At 63.2% G+C, this 16,295-nt stretch carries 13 protein-coding genes; 6 read left to right on the top strand and 7 right to left on the bottom strand.

Translation table 11 applies throughout. From position 1 onward, the window contains the following. Window positions 1–8: 8 nt before the first annotated feature. A complete protein-coding gene (locus tag CAY82_RS22925; RefSeq protein ID WP_087503194.1) occupies window positions 9–1,133 on the bottom strand; it encodes a methyltransferase in 1,125 nt (374 codons plus the stop codon). A 96-nt stretch (window positions 1,134–1,229) separates the two neighbouring features. Then, entirely contained in the window at window positions 1,230–1,937 is a 708-nt protein-coding gene (locus tag CAY82_RS22920; RefSeq protein WP_087503193.1) for an autoinducer binding domain-containing protein, read from the bottom strand. Window positions 1,938–2,149: 212 nt separating this feature from the next. Between CAY82_RS22920 and CAY82_RS22915 the strand changes: the two genes are divergently transcribed. Next, window positions 2,150–2,926: a ferredoxin--NADP reductase gene (locus CAY82_RS22915; RefSeq protein WP_087503192.1), complete on the top strand. Its 777-nt coding sequence runs from the start codon at window positions 2,150–2,152 to the stop codon at window positions 2,924–2,926. A gap of 57 nt (window positions 2,927–2,983) precedes the next feature. Here the strand turns inward: CAY82_RS22915 and mscL are convergent, their stop codons facing one another. Continuing rightward, window positions 2,984–3,403 carry a large-conductance mechanosensitive channel protein MscL gene (gene mscL, locus CAY82_RS22910; protein ID WP_087503191.1) on the bottom strand — a complete coding sequence of 140 codons (420 nt, stop codon included), beginning with the start codon at window positions 3,401–3,403 and terminating at the stop codon, window positions 2,984–2,986. A gap of 177 nt (window positions 3,404–3,580) precedes the next feature. Between mscL and radA the strand changes: the two genes are divergently transcribed. Then, on the top strand, window positions 3,581–4,951 hold the full coding sequence (gene radA, locus CAY82_RS22905; protein WP_087503190.1) for a DNA repair protein RadA: 1,371 nt from the start codon (window positions 3,581–3,583) through the stop codon (window positions 4,949–4,951). A 175-nt stretch (window positions 4,952–5,126) separates the two neighbouring features. Here radA and CAY82_RS22900 read toward each other — a convergent pair whose 3' ends face one another. Together CAY82_RS22900 and CAY82_RS22895 are read right to left on the bottom strand one after the other, a co-directional pair. Beyond that, window positions 5,127–6,644: a nucleobase:cation symporter-2 family protein gene (locus tag CAY82_RS22900; RefSeq protein ID WP_013974213.1), complete on the bottom strand. Its 1,518-nt coding sequence runs from the start codon at window positions 6,642–6,644 to the stop codon at window positions 5,127–5,129. Window positions 6,645–6,907: 263 nt separating this feature from the next. Beyond that, entirely contained in the window at window positions 6,908–7,273 is a 366-nt protein-coding gene (locus tag CAY82_RS22895) for a PilZ domain-containing protein (RefSeq protein ID WP_087503189.1), read from the bottom strand. Window positions 7,274–7,451: 178 nt separating this feature from the next. Here CAY82_RS22895 and CAY82_RS22890 point away from each other — a divergent pair, with 178 nt between their 5' ends. From CAY82_RS22890 to yjiA, 3 genes are all read left to right on the top strand, one after another. Beyond that, complete coding sequence (locus CAY82_RS22890; RefSeq protein ID WP_087503188.1) at window positions 7,452–9,518, top strand: carbon starvation CstA family protein; 2,067 nt, start codon at window positions 7,452–7,454, stop codon at window positions 9,516–9,518. Window positions 9,519–9,531: 13 nt separating this feature from the next. Continuing rightward, window positions 9,532–9,729, top strand: a complete 198-nt coding sequence (locus CAY82_RS22885) for a YbdD/YjiX family protein (protein WP_087503187.1) — start codon at window positions 9,532–9,534, stop codon at window positions 9,727–9,729. Between the two features lie 185 nt (window positions 9,730–9,914). After that, the gene (yjiA, locus tag CAY82_RS22880; RefSeq protein WP_087503221.1) at window positions 9,915–10,892 is read left to right on the top strand and encodes a GTPase; all 978 of its coding nucleotides are present in this window, start codon (window positions 9,915–9,917) and stop codon (window positions 10,890–10,892) included. Here yjiA and CAY82_RS22875 read toward each other — a convergent pair. Then, window positions 10,852–12,339 (bottom strand): methylenetetrahydrofolate reductase C-terminal domain-containing protein, encoded by a 1,488-nt coding sequence (locus CAY82_RS22875; protein ID WP_087503186.1) that lies wholly within the window; start codon window positions 12,337–12,339, stop codon window positions 10,852–10,854. The genes yjiA and CAY82_RS22875 overlap by 41 nt on opposite strands. A gap of 314 nt (window positions 12,340–12,653) precedes the next feature. Here CAY82_RS22875 and metE point away from each other — a divergent pair, with 314 nt between their 5' ends. Continuing rightward, window positions 12,654–14,945: a 5-methyltetrahydropteroyltriglutamate--homocysteine S-methyltransferase gene (gene metE, locus CAY82_RS22870; RefSeq protein WP_087503185.1), complete on the top strand. Its 2,292-nt coding sequence runs from the start codon at window positions 12,654–12,656 to the stop codon at window positions 14,943–14,945. Window positions 14,946–15,020: 75 nt separating this feature from the next. Here metE and CAY82_RS22865 read toward each other — a convergent pair whose 3' ends face one another. Continuing rightward, complete coding sequence (locus tag CAY82_RS22865) at window positions 15,021–16,199, bottom strand: acetyl-CoA C-acetyltransferase (RefSeq protein WP_087503184.1); 1,179 nt, start codon at window positions 16,197–16,199, stop codon at window positions 15,021–15,023. Between the last annotated feature and the right edge of the window lie 96 nt (window positions 16,200–16,295).

Raw genomic sequence — 16,295 nt, 5'->3', positions numbered from 1 at the left:
TTCAAGGCCTATTTACGAGCTTTCAAGATGACGAACTTGGGCGTTGCCGCCACCTGCTCCACCCCCCGGAACAACCGCGCCAGCTTGCTGTGATAGCCCAGGTGCCGGTTACCCACGATATATAGCGCCCCGCCCACCACCAATGCCTCACGCGCCTGCTGGAACATGCGCCAGGCGAGGAAGTCACCCACCACCTGCTGCTGGTGGAATGGCGGGTTGCACAGCACAACGTCCAGCGACTGCTTCTCTACCCCGGCCAACCCATCGGCTGCCTCGAACACCGCCGGGCGCTCGCCCAACGCGGCCTGCCAGTTCTCCCGCGCCGATTGCACCGCCATGTACGACTCGTCGACCAGGGTGTACTGGGCATCCGGGTTGGCCAGGGCGCTGGCTATCGCCAGCACGCCGTTGCCGCAGCCCAGGTCTGCCACCCGCGCGCGGCCCAGTTCGCGGTGCAGGTGCGGCAGGAACGCCCGGGTGCCGATGTCCAGGCCTTCACGGCAGAACACGTTGGCGTGGTTGACCAGCTCCAGCGCCGGCGCGTCAAGGCGGTAGCGGCTAGGGTAGGGCGAGCGGGCGACAGGCCGTTCGGTCACCGTCGCTGTCAGCAACCGGGCCTTTTTCTGCGCCAGCGAAGCCTGCACCGGGCCGATGTACTTCTCCATCAGGTCGCCGGCAGCCCGTGGCAAGTGCTTGATCATCGCCCCGGCAATCACCTGCGCACCGGGCGCCAGGTGACCTTGCAGGCGAATCAGCTGCTCTTCGAGCAGGGCCAGGGTCTTGGGCACGCGCACCAGCACCCGGTCGAACGGGCCTTGCCAGTGTTCGCTGGCCGGCACGAACGGCACGCTGTCGAACGGCAGGCCGTTGCGTGCCAGGTTCTTTTCCAGGGCCAGGTGCGCCAGGTGCGAATCGCCACTGCTGGTCACCTGCAGCTTGCCCGCCAGGCTGGCGGCCAGGGCGCCGAAGCTGTCATTGAGCACCAGCACCCGGCAGTTGGCCTCGGGGGCCTGTTCGTGCAGCTGCGCAAGCAGGTACTCGTCGGCGGCATCGAAAGCCTGCAGCGGGTCGTTGGCCTGTTCCGGCTGGCGGATCAGGTCGAGTTCGGCGTAGGGGGTGGTCAACAGGGGCATGGCGTCTGGCTCAGGTACGAAACTGCCCGTTGCGGTTCGCCCCGGGCTTTGCCGGGCGATTCTACAGGGCTTTGCCCAAGGTCGCAGGTTTGAAGCTCAGATCCAGCCACGCATGGCGGCGATGGCGATGGCGCCAGCCTTGTTGGCGGCGTTGGTCTTGGTGATGACACTGCGCATATGGAAATTTACCGTGCTTTGCGACAGTGCCAGGATGCAGGCACACTCGGCGGCGGTCTTGCCTGCGGCCGACCATTTCAGCACTTCCAGCTCCCGTTTGCTCATTTTCGGTTGCGATGGGCACAGTGCACTGAGGTGGTGTTCGCCAAGCACCGCATGCAGGGTGTGACACAACCACTGCACACTGCCGGCCTTGCCGTAGAATTCGGTCGTGCCGATGGTACCGGTGGGTCTGGCCACGCTGATCTGGCTTTCGTTGTGCTGCAGGTCGTGCAATGACTGCGTCCAGCCATGGCGCAGACCGTTCTGGCAGGCCGCCTCACGAAAATGTGGGGCTTCGCGATACAGGTCATCGGTCCACAGCACCGGCATGGTCGAGTTGTGGCTCAAACTGGCGGCCGGGTCCTGCTTGTAGAGCTCATCACGCTGGTAACGCTCGATCCATTCGTGCGGATAGTTACTGTACAGGAACAGGCGGGGTGTTTGCGTAGCGATCTGGATACGGATATTCAGCCCCAGAAACTCCATGCCCAGGTCCTGCGTCAGGTGCACGGCGATGTCGAACAATCTCTGTGGGCGGCGTTCGTTAATGAACGCATGAAGATACTCGGGTTTCCAGTGAAACATGGGAACACTCCTTGAGCCTCAGAATTCAGTCCGTTTGAATACCCGAATGATTGTAGGAAAAGACCTACTAAAGCGTTGGGATTTTTTTGTTATAGCGATCAGGTTTTTCTGCGTCTTTGGCAGGATTTCCGCAGATGAGGCCCTACAAAGCAGTGGTTTTTATCCGCGCCACTTTGCGCGACACTGTGCGCACGCCAAACCTGGAGCCCGATATGACCGCTAGCGCCGAAAAGTTCACCCGCCAGACCCTGCTCGATGTTCAGCCACTGACGCCGAACCTCTTCAGCCTGCGGGTTACGCGCGATGCGGGGTTCCGCTTCCGCTCAGGCCAGTTCGCCCGTCTGGGCGTGACCAAGGCCGATGGCAGTGTGGTGTGGCGCGCCTATTCCATGGTCAGCGCGCCCCATGACGAGCACCTCGACTTCTTCTCCATCGTGGTGCCAGGCGGGGAATTCACCAGCGAGCTGAGCCGGCTGGGGGCGGGCGATACCCTGCTGATCGATCGCCAAGCCTTCGGCTTCCTTACCCTCGACCGCTTCGTCGGAGGCCGTGACCTGTGGTTGCTGGCGACCGGTACTGGCATTGCGCCGTTCATGTCGATCCTGCAGGACTTCGAGGCCTGGGAGCGTTTCGACAACATCAAGCTGGTGTACTCGGTGCGCGAAGCGAAAGAGCTGGCCTATGTGGATGAAATCGCCGGGCTGGAGCAGCGCGATTACCTGGCCGAGTTCGCCGGCAAGTTGCAGTTCATTCCGGTGGTGACCCGTGAACAGCACCCAGGGGCGTTGAACCAGCGTATTACCACGCTGATCGAGAATGGCGAACTGGAGAAGGCGGCGGGGCTGGAGCTGTCGCCGGAACATTCGCGAGTGATGCTGTGTGGCAACCCGGAGATGATCGACGAGACGCGTAAGGTACTTAAAGCGCGCGAGCTGCAGCTGAGCCTGAGCAAGCGGCCCGGGCAGGTGGCGGTGGAAAACTACTGGTAAGGCCATTGGGGCCATTGTGGGAGCGGGCATGCCTGCTCCCACAGCGCCCCTGCAACTTCAGGGCAAGCGGTTCTGGTTCTGCGCCTTGAGCAAATCGCGAATCTCGGTCAGCAAGGTTTCTTCAGCCGAAGGCACAGGCGGCGTAGTTGGCGCCACTGCTTCCTCACGCTTCAGGCGGTTGATGGCCTTCACACCCATGAAAATGGCGAAGGCGATGATAATGAAATCAATCACTGTCTGAATGAACTTGCCATACGCCAGCACCACCGCCGGAATGTCACCTTCGGCAGCCTTCAGGGTAATCGCCAGGTCGCTGAAGTCCATGCCACCGATCAACATGCCCAGTGGTGGCATGACCACGTCACCAACGAAAGACGAGACGATCTTGCCGAAAGCCGCGCCGATAATGATACCAACCGCCATGTCGACGACGTTGCCTTTGACCGCGAAGGCCTTGAACTCACTGATCATGCCCATGTTTGGTTCCTTGTAACAAAAGGTAAGGTTTACGCAGTGTAAGCCACTTAAACGCTTCATGCGTTGTGTTCAGGCCTACTGACTGCGGTTAGAACGAATAGTTTTGTCGCATCCCGAGGCGCTCGAGGCACGTCCAGCTCGGCTATCATGGCGGTTTTTTCCAGGAGACCCCCAGCCATGGCCAAGGCCAAGCGCTTGTATGGCTGCACCGAGTGCGGTGCGACCTTCCCCAAATGGGCCGGCCAGTGTGGCGAATGCGGGGCCTGGAACACCCTGGTCGAGACCATGATCGAAAGCGGCGGTGCCGCTGCGCCCAGTAGCGGCCGTGCTGGCTGGACCGGGCAGCAGGCGCAGATCAAGACCCTGGCCGAAGTCAGTGTCGAGGAAATCCCGCGCTTCACCACCAGCAGCACCGAACTGGACCGAGTGCTGGGCGGTGGTCTGGTGGATGGCTCGGTGGTGTTGATCGGTGGTGACCCCGGCATTGGCAAGTCCACCATACTGCTACAGACCTTGTGCAACATCGCCGTGGGCATGCCGGCGCTGTATGTCACCGGTGAGGAGTCGCAGCAGCAGGTGGCCATGCGCTCGCGGCGCCTGGGCCTGCCCCAGGACCAGCTCAAGGTCATGACCGAAACCTGCATCGAGACCATCATCGCCACGGCGCGCCAGGAAAAGCCACGGGTGATGGTAATCGACTCGATCCAGACCATTTTTACCGAGCAGCTGCAATCGGCACCCGGCGGCGTGGCCCAGGTGCGCGAGAGCACGGCGTTGCTGGTGCGCTACGCCAAGCAGAGTGGCACAGCGATCTTCTTGGTCGGTCACGTGACCAAGGAAGGCTCGCTGGCCGGCCCGCGAGTACTCGAACACATGGTCGACACCGTGCTGTATTTCGAAGGCGAGTCCGATGGCCGCCTGCGCTTGCTGCGGGCGGTGAAGAACCGCTTTGGCGCGGTCAATGAGCTTGGCGTATTCGGCATGACCGACCGCGGCTTGAAGGAAGTGTCCAACCCCTCGGCGATTTTCCTCAACCGCGCCCAGGAGGAAGTACCGGGCAGTGTGGTGATGGCGACCTGGGAGGGGACCCGGCCGATGCTGGTCGAGGTGCAGGCGCTGGTCGACGACAGCCACCTGGCCAACCCGCGCCGGGTGACTCTGGGCCTGGACCAGAACCGCCTGGCCATGTTGTTGGCAGTACTGCACCGCCACGGCGGTATTCCCACCCATGACCAGGACGTGTTCCTCAACGTGGTGGGCGGGGTGAAGGTGCTGGAAACCGCTTCGGACCTGGCGCTGCTGGCGGCGGTGATGTCCAGCCTGCGCAACCGGCCACTGGCCCATGGCCTGCTGGTGTTTGGCGAAATCGGCCTGTCGGGCGAGGTGCGGCCGGTGCCCAGTGGCCAAGAGCGCTTGAAGGAAGCCGCCAAGCATGGCTTCAAGCGGGCCATCGTGCCCAAGGGCAATGCGCCGAAAGAGGCACCGGCGGGGTTGCAGGTGATTGCTGTTACCCGGCTGGAGCAGGCCCTGGATGCGCTATTTGAGTAATTTGTAGCCTGTACCGGCCCTTTCGCGGGTAAACCCGCTCCCACAGGTACCGCATCAGCTTCAGGGTTGTGCAAACCCTGTGGGAGCGGGTTTACCCGCGAAACGGCCGGCACAGGCAAAACGAAAAAGGGGCCGACGATGCGCGTCGGCCCCCACCTCACCGCTCAGTCAGCAGTCAATGCTCGGCAACCGCACTGCGCCTGACCGTTTCATTGCCATGCTCGTCCAGTTCCAGCATCGGTACCTCATTACCCTCGGCATCGAACAGCTTGCCATCCTTGAAGTAGTCGCCATCACGCAGCGCTGAAATGTCCGAGTACTGGATGGTGCGCTCGTACGCGGCGGCAAACACCGACTGCTGGTCCGAGTTGCCGGCGGTGAAGTGGTTGAAGATCAGGTTCAGCAGAATGGCCATGATCGCCGCCGAGCTGATGCCCGAGTGGAAGATGGTCTCGAACCAGTTCGGGAAGTGGTGGTAGAAGGTCGGTGCGGCGATCGGGATCATGCCGAAGCCCAGCGAGGCTGCGACGATGATCAGGTTGACGTTGTTCTTGTAGCTGACCTTGGACAGGGTGCGGATACCACTGGCCGCCACGGTGCCGAACAGCACGATGCCCGCGCCACCCAGTACCGGAGTCGGGACTGCGGCAATCACCCGGCCCATGATCGGCAGCAGGCCGAGCACCACCAGGATCAAGCCACCGGTGGCCACCACGTAGCGGCTCTTGACCCCGGTCACGGCCACCAGGCCGACGTTCTGGGCGAAGGCGCTCTGGGTGAACGAGCCGAAGATCGGTGCGAGGATGCTCGACGCCATGTCGGCGCGCAGGCCGTTGCCCAGGCGCTTGGAGTCGACCTTGGTGTCGATGATCTCACCCACGGCGAGGATGTCGGCCGAGGTTTCCACCAGGGTTACCATGATCACGATGCACATCGACAGGATTGCGGCGATGTGGAATTCCGGCATGCCGAAATGGAACGGCGTGGGGAAGGCGAACATCGGGCCCTCGGTGACCTTGCTGAAGTCGGCCATGCCCAGCGCCCAGGCGATCAGGGTGCCGACCACCATGGCCAGCAGGATCGACAGGCGCGAGATTGCCGCGCTGCCCAGCTTGCTCAGCAGCAGCACGATGGCGAAGGTGAGGGCCGCCAGGCCGATGTTGGCCACGCTGCCGAACTCCGGTGAGGCGCTGTTGCCACCCATCACCCAGCGGGCCGCCACGGGCATCAGGGTCAGGCCGATGGTGGTGATGACGATGCCGGTCACCAGCGGCGGGAAGAACTTGGTGATGCGCGAGAACACCGGGGTGATCAGAAAGCCGATCAGCGACGCCGCCATGACCGCGCCAAGCACACCCGGCAGGCCACCGCCGCCCTCGCTGCTGAGGATCGCACCCATGGTCGCCACACCGGCGAACGACACGCCCTGCACCAGCGGCAACTGGCAGCCGAAGAACGGTAGGCCGAGCGTCTGCAGCAAGGTGGCCAGGCCACCGGCAAACAACGAAGCGGCAATCAGCATGCCGATTTCGGCGCCGTTCAGGCCCGCGGCCTGCCCCAGGATCAGGGGTACCGCGACGATCCCCCCGTACATGGTCAGCACATGCTGCAGACCATAGGCCAGGTTGGCTCCAAGGCCGAGGTTTTCATCCTCCGGGCGCTTGGCGGGAGACGTGCTAGGGGACGTAGTCATGGAGCAGGCTCTCTGTTTATTGTTGTGTTGCTACTGTAGACATTTCCTGCAAATGATTGCTACAAGAATTGTATACAATATTTTGATCGGAGCGCGCACAAGGGTGCCCGCAAGCTGTGCGGGAACCCAATGCAGAAGGCGTACCAAGTCGTCAAAGGCTGGACTAGAGGGCTGTGTACAAAACGCTGATACCCAGGCTTAAAGCTGTCTGGGTAGACAGGAAACACAAGGTGGGGAAGCCATTAGCTAGCTAAGAGATTTCATTATTCGATCAGTTCGCGCAGTTCACGCATCATTTCGGTGCTGTCGGCCACGTTCAATTCCACAAGACGGTGCAGATGGCTCATCGAATCGATGTCGATGTACAGGCAGATGAAACCCAGACGGTCCGGTTCTTCGTGGCGCAGTTCAACTTGCATCTGCACCTCGGTCACTTTGTCGTTGAGCAGGATGTACGCTTCAAAATCCTGGGTCAGGTCGGCATCCCAGGGTTTGGGACATTCAACCAGCAGGCCTTTGAGGGACAGATCAAGCAGTTTTACCTCCCAGCAACGTTCTCCCTGGCACAGCTTGGTCGGTGCGTCGAACTGGATACGCTGGAAACGGCGGCGTTCGTCGTGATCGCTCATGGGATAGATCCTCGGATAAGTCCTCAGGTGACATCCTGACTATAGTTAGAGTGGCGTGTGCATCAGGTACCGCAATCTGGCCGCAGAGGCTCTAGACCAAAGCAAGTGTGGCAATGCGCGATGACTCGCCCTAGACTCGATGGGCGGTCTTTTCCAATCCACCAGCTGGAAGCAAACCATGAACAACAATAATAGCCTGCTACGCCACATTCCGTGGCTGGCGCTGGCAGTCATAGGAGCCTGCGCGCTGGGTGTCGTCGCCCTGCGTCGCGGCGAGGCGATCAATGCCTTGTGGATCGTGGTCGCGGCAGTGGCCCTCTACCTGGTCGCCTATCGCTACTACAGCCTGTTCATCGCCACCAAGGTGATGCAGCTCGACCCGCGCCGTGCCACCCCGGCGGTGCTCAACAACGACGGCCTGGACTACGTCCCGACCAACAAACACATCCTCTTCGGTCACCACTTCGCCGCCATCGCCGGCGCAGGCCCCCTGGTCGGCCCGGTACTCGCCGCGCAGATGGGCTACCTGCCGGGCACGCTGTGGCTGATTGCCGGTGTGGTGCTGGCCGGTGCAGTGCAAGACTTCATGGTCCTGTTCCTGTCCACTCGCCGCAACGGCCGCTCGCTGGGTGACATGGTGCGCGAGGAGATGGGGCGCATCCCGGGCACCATCGCCTTGTTCGGCTGCTTCCTGATCATGATCATCATCCTCGCGGTGCTGGCGCTGATCGTGGTCAAGGCCCTGGCCGAAAGCCCATGGGGCATGTTCACGGTGATGGCGACCATCCCGATCGCGATGTTCATGGGCATCTACATGCGCTATATCCGCCCGGGCCGCATCGGCGAAATCTCGGTCATCGGTGTGGTGCTGCTGCTGGCCTCGATCTGGCTGGGGGGGCAGATCGCCGCAGATCCGACCTGGGGCCCGGCGTTCACCTTCACCGGCGTGCAGATCACCTGGATGCTGGTGGGTTATGGCTTCGTCGCCGCAGTACTGCCGGTATGGCTGGTACTGGCGCCACGTGACTACCTGTCGACCTTCCTCAAGATCGGCACCATCGTCGGCCTGGCCATCGGTATCCTGATCATCGCACCCGAGCTGAAAATGCCTGCGCTGACCCAGTTCACCGACGGCACCGGGCCGGTGTGGAAGGGCACCCTGTTCCCGTTCCTGTTCATCACCATCGCCTGTGGCGCGGTGTCCGGCTTCCACGCGCTGATCTCCTCGGGGACCACGCCGAAGCTGCTGGACAACGAAACCAACGCCCGCTACATCGGCTACGGCGGCATGCTGATGGAATCGTTCGTCGCCATCATGGCCATGGTCGCCGCCTCGGTGATCGAGCCGGGTGTGTACTTCGCCATGAACAGCCCTGCCGCGGTGGTCGGTGCCGACGTGGCATCGGTGGCGCAAACGGTGAGCAGCTGGGGCTTCCTGATCACCCCTGAGCAGCTCGAAGCCACCGCCCGCGATATTGGCGAGCATACCGTGCTGGCCCGTGCCGGTGGTGCGCCGACCCTGGCGGTGGGTATCGCGCAGATCCTGCACCAGGTGCTGCCGGGTGAAAACACCATGGCCTTCTGGTACCACTTCGCGATCCTGTTCGAGGCGCTGTTCATTCTCACCGCGGTAGACGCTGGCACACGTGCCGGGCGCTTCATGCTGCAGGACCTGCTCGGCAGCTTCGTGCCGGCGCTCAAACGCACCGAATCGTGGACCGCCAACCTGATCGGTACTGCCGGCTGCGTGGCGCTGTGGGGCTACCTGCTGTACCAGGGCGTGATCGACCCGCTGGGTGGCATCAACACCCTGTGGCCGCTGTTCGGCATCTCCAACCAGATGCTGGCCGGTATCGCCCTGATGCTCGGCACCGTGGTGCTGATCAAGATGAAGCGCCAGCGCTATGTCTGGGTCACCCTGCTGCCGGCCGTGTGGCTGCTGATCTGCACCACCACCGCAGGCCTGATCAAGCTGTTCGACCCGAACCCGGCGGTCGGCTTCCTGGCCCTGGCCAAGAAGTACAGCACCGCGCTGGACGCCGGCCAGGTACTGGCCCCGGCCAAGGACATCGGGCAGATGCAGCACGTGATCTTCAACGCCTACACCAATGCCGGCCTGACCGTGCTGTTCCTGGTGGTGGTGTTCAGCGTGTTGTTCTTCGCTGTCAAGGTCGGCTTCGCCGCCCTGGGCCGCAAGGAGCGCACCGACAAGGAAACCCCGTTCCAGGCCCTGCCTGACGCTTGAGAGGACTGCTGCGATGTTCAACGACCTGGGTCGACTGGGTAAATACCTGGGGCAGGCAGCCCGCCTGATGGTCGGCATGCCCGACTACGACAACTACGTCGAGCATATGCAGACCAAGCACCCGGACAAGCCGGTCATGACGTACGAGCAGTTCTTCCGCGAGCGCCAGGAAGCGCGTTACGGTGGCAAGTCCGGGCCCAAGTGCTGCTAAGTCCAGGCTAGCGCGGTACTGTGTAGGAGCGGCCTTGTGTCGCGATCGGGCCGCAACGCGGCCCCGGCAATTTTGGCTGCGAAGCTGAAAATCCGGGGCCGCGTTGCGGCCCGATCGCGACACAAGGCCGCTCCTACAGGGATCGCGCTCCCCCCGTCCATTTCACTGCACAGGAGATGTTCTGCGTGCAGACGCCTATCCCCGTAACCGTACTCACTGGCTTCCTCGGTGCCGGCAAGACCACCTTGCTCAAGCACATGCTCAAGGCCGAGCACGGCCTGAAGATCGCCGTGATCGAAAACGAATTCAGCGAGGCCGGCATCGACAGCCAACTGCTGGGCGACGAGCCGGTGCAGGTGATGACCCTGGCCAATGGTTGCGTGTGCTGCAGCATCCACGGCGACCTCACTCGCGCCTTGTACCTGCTGCTCGAACGCCTGGATGCCGACGAGATCGCCTTCGACCGCCTGGTAATCGAATGCACCGGCCTGGCTGACCCGGCGCCAGTGGCCCAAACCTTTTTCATCGACGAGGAACTGCGTGAGCGCTACATCCTCGACGGCATCATCACCCTGGTCGATGCCGCCCACGCCGAGCTGCACCTGACCCAGACCATCGCCCAGGCCCAGGTCGGCTTTGCCGATCGCCTGCTGCTGAGCAAGACCGACCTGGTCGAGCCCGCTGCGGTCGAGGCCCTGCGCGAGCGCCTGGCCCGCATCAATGGCCGGGCCGCGATCCGTGTGGTCGAGCATGGTCGCATCGACCTGGCTGAACTGCTGGATGTGCGTGGTTTCAACCTCAACCCCGATCTGGGCGCGAACCTGCAGCCGGCGCTACGCCCGCTGCTCAAGCCCGCTACCCCGGACCGGATCTCCACCTTGGTGCTGCGCACGGAAACCGCGCTGGACATCGACCGCCTCAGCGACTTCATGAACGAACTTCTGGAAACCCATGGCAAGCAATTGCTGCGCTACAAGGGCGTGCTGAACATTACCGGTGAAGCGCGCAAGCTGGTGTTCCAGGGCGTGCTCAAACTCTACGGCTTCGACTGGGATGCTGAGTGGGCCGAGGGTGAAGTCCGTGAGAGCGTCATGGTGTTCATCGCCGACGAACTGCCCGAAGCTACGATTCGGGCTGGGTTCGAGGCGCTGGCTGCGGGCTGAGCTGACGCGGCGTCTGGGCCTGGAACCACTGCGGCCATGAGCTGCGGTGGCGTGTCTCGAGCTCGATGCACGGGATCAGGCGCTCGGTCAGCAGCGCAGTCTGCCGCACCGCCTTGGCGGTGCGGTACTTGACGCTGTGGATGCACTCGCGGTCGCCGAACTCGCAGCGGTTCAGCGCGGTGCCGCCGCAGGGGCCATTGGCCAGGCCCTTGGGGCAGGTTTCCGGGCAGATGTAGAGGGTGTCTTCCAGGCGGCAGCGGCCGCAGGTGTCGCAGCCTACCAGCGGGTGCTTCACCGCGTGTTCCACCTTGTGCAGCACCTGCGCGCCAAGGCGTGTGGCCCATAACGGCTGGCGCACGGCCCAGCCAAATGCCTTGCTCAGGCCATTGCGGCGACTGAACAGCAGCGAATGCATGCCGTGCATCAGGTGATAGCGTGCTTTTTCTTTGAACGAGGCATCGACCCGTGACTCGCCCTGGCGCCAGCTAGCCTGCGGCGGATGGAAGCTGACTGCCGGCAGGCCGGGCATCTGCCAGCTGGCCTGCCAGGCCGGCGCCCATTGTTCCAGCGTGTGGATTTGCGCCTGCCAGTGCTCGATGCGTGCCTCCAGGGCCAGCAGTTGCTTGAGTTCGTGAACCCCCGACAGATGCACCCCGGCGTAGCCCATCAGCTTCACGCCGATGATCTGCAAGGCCAGGCGGTCGACGCTGCGCGCCTGGGCAAAGGCCTTGGACTGCGCCGCTTCCGCGTCCAGCACGTCGCGCATGGACGGCGTGACGGTCACGCCGGCCACGTGCTCGAGCATCGTCGCACGCTCGTGAGTGAGGCTCATCAGGCAGGCCAGCATCGGCCTGGGCGCGGCCTGGCGGCTCATCCAGTGCATGGCTTCCTGGTGTTTGCCGGCATCGAAACCCAGTTGCAGGGTGAGGAAGTCGGCGCCTGCCGCCAGCTTTTTCTCGGCCTTGAAGTATTGGGCGCCGCCTTCTTCCTCGCAGTACTTGAACGGGTTCAGCGCAGCGCCAAGCAGCCAGTGCGGGCAGGCCTGGCGGGCGATCTGAAGGGCTGCGACCGATTCCAGGTAGCGCACCGGGCGCTGGCCAGGCTGGTGGCCCGGAAGGCGGTCGCCGGTGAGCAGCAACAGCTGGTCGAGGCCGGCAGCATCCATGCGTTGCAGTTGGGCGAGCAGGTGGTGGCGTTCGCGGTCCTTGCCGGAGAAGTGCGGCAGGGCGGGTACCGGGTTGCTGAACGAGGCGAGGGCGTCCAGTGGCGACATGTCCAGCGGGCTACCGACGCGGTCGCCGATGGCCACGGTCATCGGCCAACCGCACAGGTGCGCACGGGCCAGGATCGCGTCCATGGCGGTGAAGCGTTCTGCGGAGGGCTTGGGGACGAACTCCATGACGCAGACAAAGGTGTTTTCGCGCAGCGCGGTTCTCAGCAGGCTCATGGGGCCGGATACCTGGTTTGGTCAGGGTGGCATTGTGCTGCAGAAGGCGGGTGGGGTCATGTCCGGATGCGCAGGGTGGTGCTCTGAATGAGACATCCGGGTTGCCTGTACCGGCCCTTTCGCGGCTAAAGCCGCTCCTACAGGGTGGCGCGGTACCTGTGGGAGCGGCTTTAGCCGCGAAAGGGCCGGTACAGGCAGCACAACAACATGAACATGAGAAAACCTTGAGTTCATCTCAAATTTATTGAGTTTGTCTCAAGATACCAGCGCCCGGAAAATCCCCTCATTCATTTATGCATGCTGAGGGACAAGACATGGCACTGGCACACAACCTGGGCTTTCCACGTATCGGCCGCGACCGCGAGCTGAAAAAGGCTCAGGAAGCCTACTGGAAAGGTGAACTCGACGAAGCCGGCCTGCGCGCCGTCGGCCGCGAGCTGCGTGCCCGCCACTGGCAGGTGCAGAAAGACGCCGGCATCGAACTGCTGCCGGTCGGCGACTTCGCCTGGTACGACCAGGTGCTGACCCACTCGTTGACCTTCGGCGTGATCCCGCAGCGCTTTCGCAGCCATGACGGCGCCAGGCCAACCCTGCAAACCCTGTTCGCCATGGCCCGTGGCGCCGTGGGTGACACCTGCTGCGGCGGTGCCCACGCCCAGGAAATGACCAAGTGGTTTGACACCAACTACCACTACCTTGTCCCCGAGTTCACTGCCGACCAGCAGTTCGCCCTGAGCTGGGAGCAGCTGTTCGAAGAAGTGGCAGAAGCCCAGGCCTTGGGCCACGCGGTCAAGCCGGTGGTGATCGGCCCGCTGACCTACCTGTGGCTGGGCAAGGCCAAGGGTGGCGATTTCGACAAGCTGGAGCTGCTCGATCGCCTGCTGCCGCTGTATGACCAGATCCTCAATCGCCTGGCTGCCCAAGGTGTGGAATGGGTGCAGATCGATGAGCCGATCCTGGCCCTGGACCTGCCTCAGGATTGGAAGAACGCCTATGAGCGCGTCTACAACATCCTTCAGCGGGCGCCACTGAAGAAGCTGATCGCCACCTACTTCGGCGGCCTGGAAGACAACCTGGGCCTGGCCGCCAACCTGCCGGTCGATGGCTTGCACATCGACTTGGTGCGGGCGCCCGAGCAGTACCCGACCATCCTCGACCGCCTGCCGGCCTACAAGGTGCTGTCGCTGGGGCTGGTCAACGGCCGCAACGTCTGGCGCTGCGACCTGGAAAAGGCGCTGGCGGTACTGCGCCATGCCCACGAGCGCCTGGGTGAGCGGTTGTGGGTGGCACCGTCCTGCTCACTGCTGCACAGCCCGGTAGACCTGGCCCGTGAAGACCAGCTCGATGCCGAGCTGCACAGCTGGCTGGCCTTTGCCGTACAGAAGTGCCAGGAAGTGGCGCTGTTGGCCAAGGCCATCAATGCCCCGCAAGCCGATGATGTGGTCGTTGCACTGGCGCAGAGCCAGGCCGTGCAGGCCAGCCGCGCCGCTTCACCACGTATTCACAAGCCTGCCGTGCAAGCCCGCCTTGCGGCCATCAAGCCCGCTGACAGCCAGCGCCAATCGGCGTTTGCCCAACGTATCGTCAAGCAACGTGCGGGGCTCGACCTGCCGGCGTTTCCGACCACCACCATCGGTTCGTTCCCGCAGACATCGGCGATTCGCCTGGCACGCCAGGCCTACAAGCAGGGCAGGTTGACCGAGGCTGATTACGTCGAGGCCATGCACAGCGAGATCCGCCATGCGGTGATGATCCAGGAGGACCTGGGCCTGGATGTGCTGGTGCATGGCGAGGCCGAGCGCAACGACATGGTCGAGTACTTCGCTGAGCAGATCGATGGTTATGTATTCACCCGATTCGGCTGGGTGCAGAGCTATGGTTCGCGCTGTGTGAAGCCTGCGGTGATCGTTGGTGATCTGAGTCGGCCAAAGGCCATGACCGTGGAATGGATCAAGTACGCCCAGGGCCTGACCAGCAAGGTGATGAAGGGCATGCTGACCGGCCCGGTGACCATGCTGATGTGGTCGTTCCCGCGTGAGGACGTGAGCCGCGAGGTGCAGGCGCGCCAGCTGGCGCTGGCGATCCGCGACGAAGTAGTCGATCTGGAAGCGGCGGGTATCAGGATCGTGCAGATCGACGAAGCGGCCTTCCGTGAAGGCCTGCCGCTGCGCCATGGTGCCTGGGCTCATTACCTGGAGTGGGCCACCGAGGCCTTCCGCCTGTGCGCCTCGGGGGTGCGTGACGAAACCCAGATCCACACCCACATGTGCTACAGCGAGTTCAACGACGTGATCGAGTCGATCGCGGCGATGGATGCCGACGTGATCACCATCGAGACCTCGCGGTCGGACATGGAACTGCTGGAGGCGTTCGAGCGGTTTGCCTACCCTAACGAGATCGGCCCGGGTGTGTATGACATTCACTCGCCACGGGTGCCGACCCGCGAGGAGATGGTCAAGCTGCTGCGCAAGGCCGCCCGGCGTATCCCGGCCGAGCGCTTGTGGGTCAACCCGGATTGCGGGCTGAAGACCCGTGCCTGGCCGGAGACCGAGGCAGCGCTGGTGAACATGGTCGCGGCTGCCCGTGAGCTGCGTGCCACTGCCTGAGTTTTTTGCTGCCTGTACTGGCCTCTTCGCGGGTTTACCCGCGAAAGGGCCAGGCCTGTTCAATTCAATCTGTGATCAACGCTCGATTGCCAAGGCCACGCCTTGCCCGCCACCAATGCACAGGGTTGCCAGGCCTTTCCTGGCGTCCCGCTTGATCATCTCGTGCAGCAGGGTCACCAGCACCCGGCACCCGGACGCACCAATCGGGTGGCCAAGGGCAATCGCCCCGCCATTCACGTTGACCCGCGTGGCATCCCATTCCAGCGCCTTGCCCACGGCCAGCGCCTGCGCGGCAAAGGCTTCATTGGCTTCGATCAGGTCCAACTCGGCCAGTTGCCAGTCGGCCTTGTCCAGGCAGCGCTGGGTGGCCGACACCGGGCCGATGCCCATGATCGCCGGATCTACACCGGCACTGGCGTAAGCCGCGATCCTGGCCAGCACTGGCAGGCCCAGGGCCTTTGCCTTGGCGGCGCTCATCAGCAGTACGGCGGCGGCGCCGTCATTCAGGCTAGAGGCGTTGCCGGCGGTGACGCTGCCGTCCTTCTTGAACGCCGGGCGTAGTTTGCCCAGGGATTCGGCGGTGGTATCCGGACGTGGCTGTTCATCCCGCGCGAAGACCTTGGGGTCTCCCTTTTTCTGCGGCAGCACGATCGGGGTGATTTCATCATCGAAGCGGCCGGCCTCCATCGCCGCCACCGCCTTGCGTTGCGACTCGGCAGCAAAGGCGTCCTGCTGCTCACGGCTGAGGCCGTATTGGTCCACCAGGTTTTCGGCGGTGATACCCATGTGGTAGTCGTTGAAGGCATCCCACAGGCCATCGGTGATCATGCTGTCGATCAACTGGCCATGGCCCATGCGCTGGCCGGTGCGGGCCGAGGGCATCACATAGGGGGCAAGGCTCATGTTTTCCTGGCCGCCGGCGATGACCACCTCGGCATCACCGCAGCGGATGGCCTGGGCGGCCAGGTGCAGGGCTTTGAGGCCCGAGCCACAGACCTTGTTCAGGGTCAATGCCGGTACGCTGAAGGGCAGGCCGGCCTTGATCGCCGCCTGGCGTGCCGGGTTCTGTCCGGCGCCGGCGGTAAGCACCTGGCCGAGGATGACTTCGTCGACCTGCGCCGGGGCCAGCCCGGTCTGCTCCAGCAGGCGCTTGATCACGGCGGCACCGAGGTCGACCGCAGGCACAGTGGCCAGGGCGCCCTGGAAGCTACCGATGGCGGTACGGGTTGCGGCGACGATGACCACGTCGTTCATGTTGTTGTTCTCCGTGCGATGGGCGTAATGCCTCAAGCATCGGTGGCTTGGGCTCATTTGTTAAGTTTGTTTTTCTTTGTGATTGATATGTAAAAC

Origin of the sequence: Pseudomonas sp. SID14000 (assembly GCF_002165135.1) — a bacterium.
Taxonomy (GTDB): Bacteria; Pseudomonadota; Gammaproteobacteria; order Pseudomonadales; family Pseudomonadaceae; genus Aquipseudomonas.
The sequence above is the reverse complement of the archived record's forward strand: the minus strand, read 5'-3'. Positions and strand labels throughout refer to the sequence as shown.

Excerpts from the sequence above, each read along its gene's own strand:
- metE (WP_087503185.1), top strand. The coding sequence starts at position 12,654 with ATGGCACTGGCACACAACCTGGGCTTTCCACGTATCGGCCGCGACCGC.
- CAY82_RS22900 (WP_013974213.1), bottom strand. The coding sequence starts at position 6,644 with ATGACTACGTCCCCTAGCACGTCTCCCGCCAAGCGCCCGGAGGATGAA.
- CAY82_RS22875 (WP_087503186.1), bottom strand. The coding sequence starts at position 12,339 with ATGAGCCTGCTGAGAACCGCGCTGCGCGAAAACACCTTTGTCTGCGTC.
- radA (WP_087503190.1), top strand. The coding sequence starts at position 3,581 with ATGGCCAAGGCCAAGCGCTTGTATGGCTGCACCGAGTGCGGTGCGACC.
- mscL (WP_087503191.1), bottom strand. The coding sequence starts at position 3,403 with ATGGGCATGATCAGTGAGTTCAAGGCCTTCGCGGTCAAAGGCAACGTC.
- CAY82_RS22915 (WP_087503192.1), top strand. The coding sequence starts at position 2,150 with ATGACCGCTAGCGCCGAAAAGTTCACCCGCCAGACCCTGCTCGATGTT.
- CAY82_RS22920 (WP_087503193.1), bottom strand. The coding sequence starts at position 1,937 with ATGTTTCACTGGAAACCCGAGTATCTTCATGCGTTCATTAACGAACGC.
- CAY82_RS22885 (WP_087503187.1), top strand. The coding sequence starts at position 9,532 with ATGTTCAACGACCTGGGTCGACTGGGTAAATACCTGGGGCAGGCAGCC.
- CAY82_RS22865 (WP_087503184.1), bottom strand. The coding sequence starts at position 16,199 with ATGAACGACGTGGTCATCGTCGCCGCAACCCGTACCGCCATCGGTAGC.
- CAY82_RS22895 (WP_087503189.1), bottom strand. The coding sequence starts at position 7,273 with ATGAGCGATCACGACGAACGCCGCCGTTTCCAGCGTATCCAGTTCGAC.
- CAY82_RS22890 (WP_087503188.1), top strand. The coding sequence starts at position 7,452 with ATGAACAACAATAATAGCCTGCTACGCCACATTCCGTGGCTGGCGCTG.
- CAY82_RS22925 (WP_087503194.1), bottom strand. The coding sequence starts at position 1,133 with ATGCCCCTGTTGACCACCCCCTACGCCGAACTCGACCTGATCCGCCAG.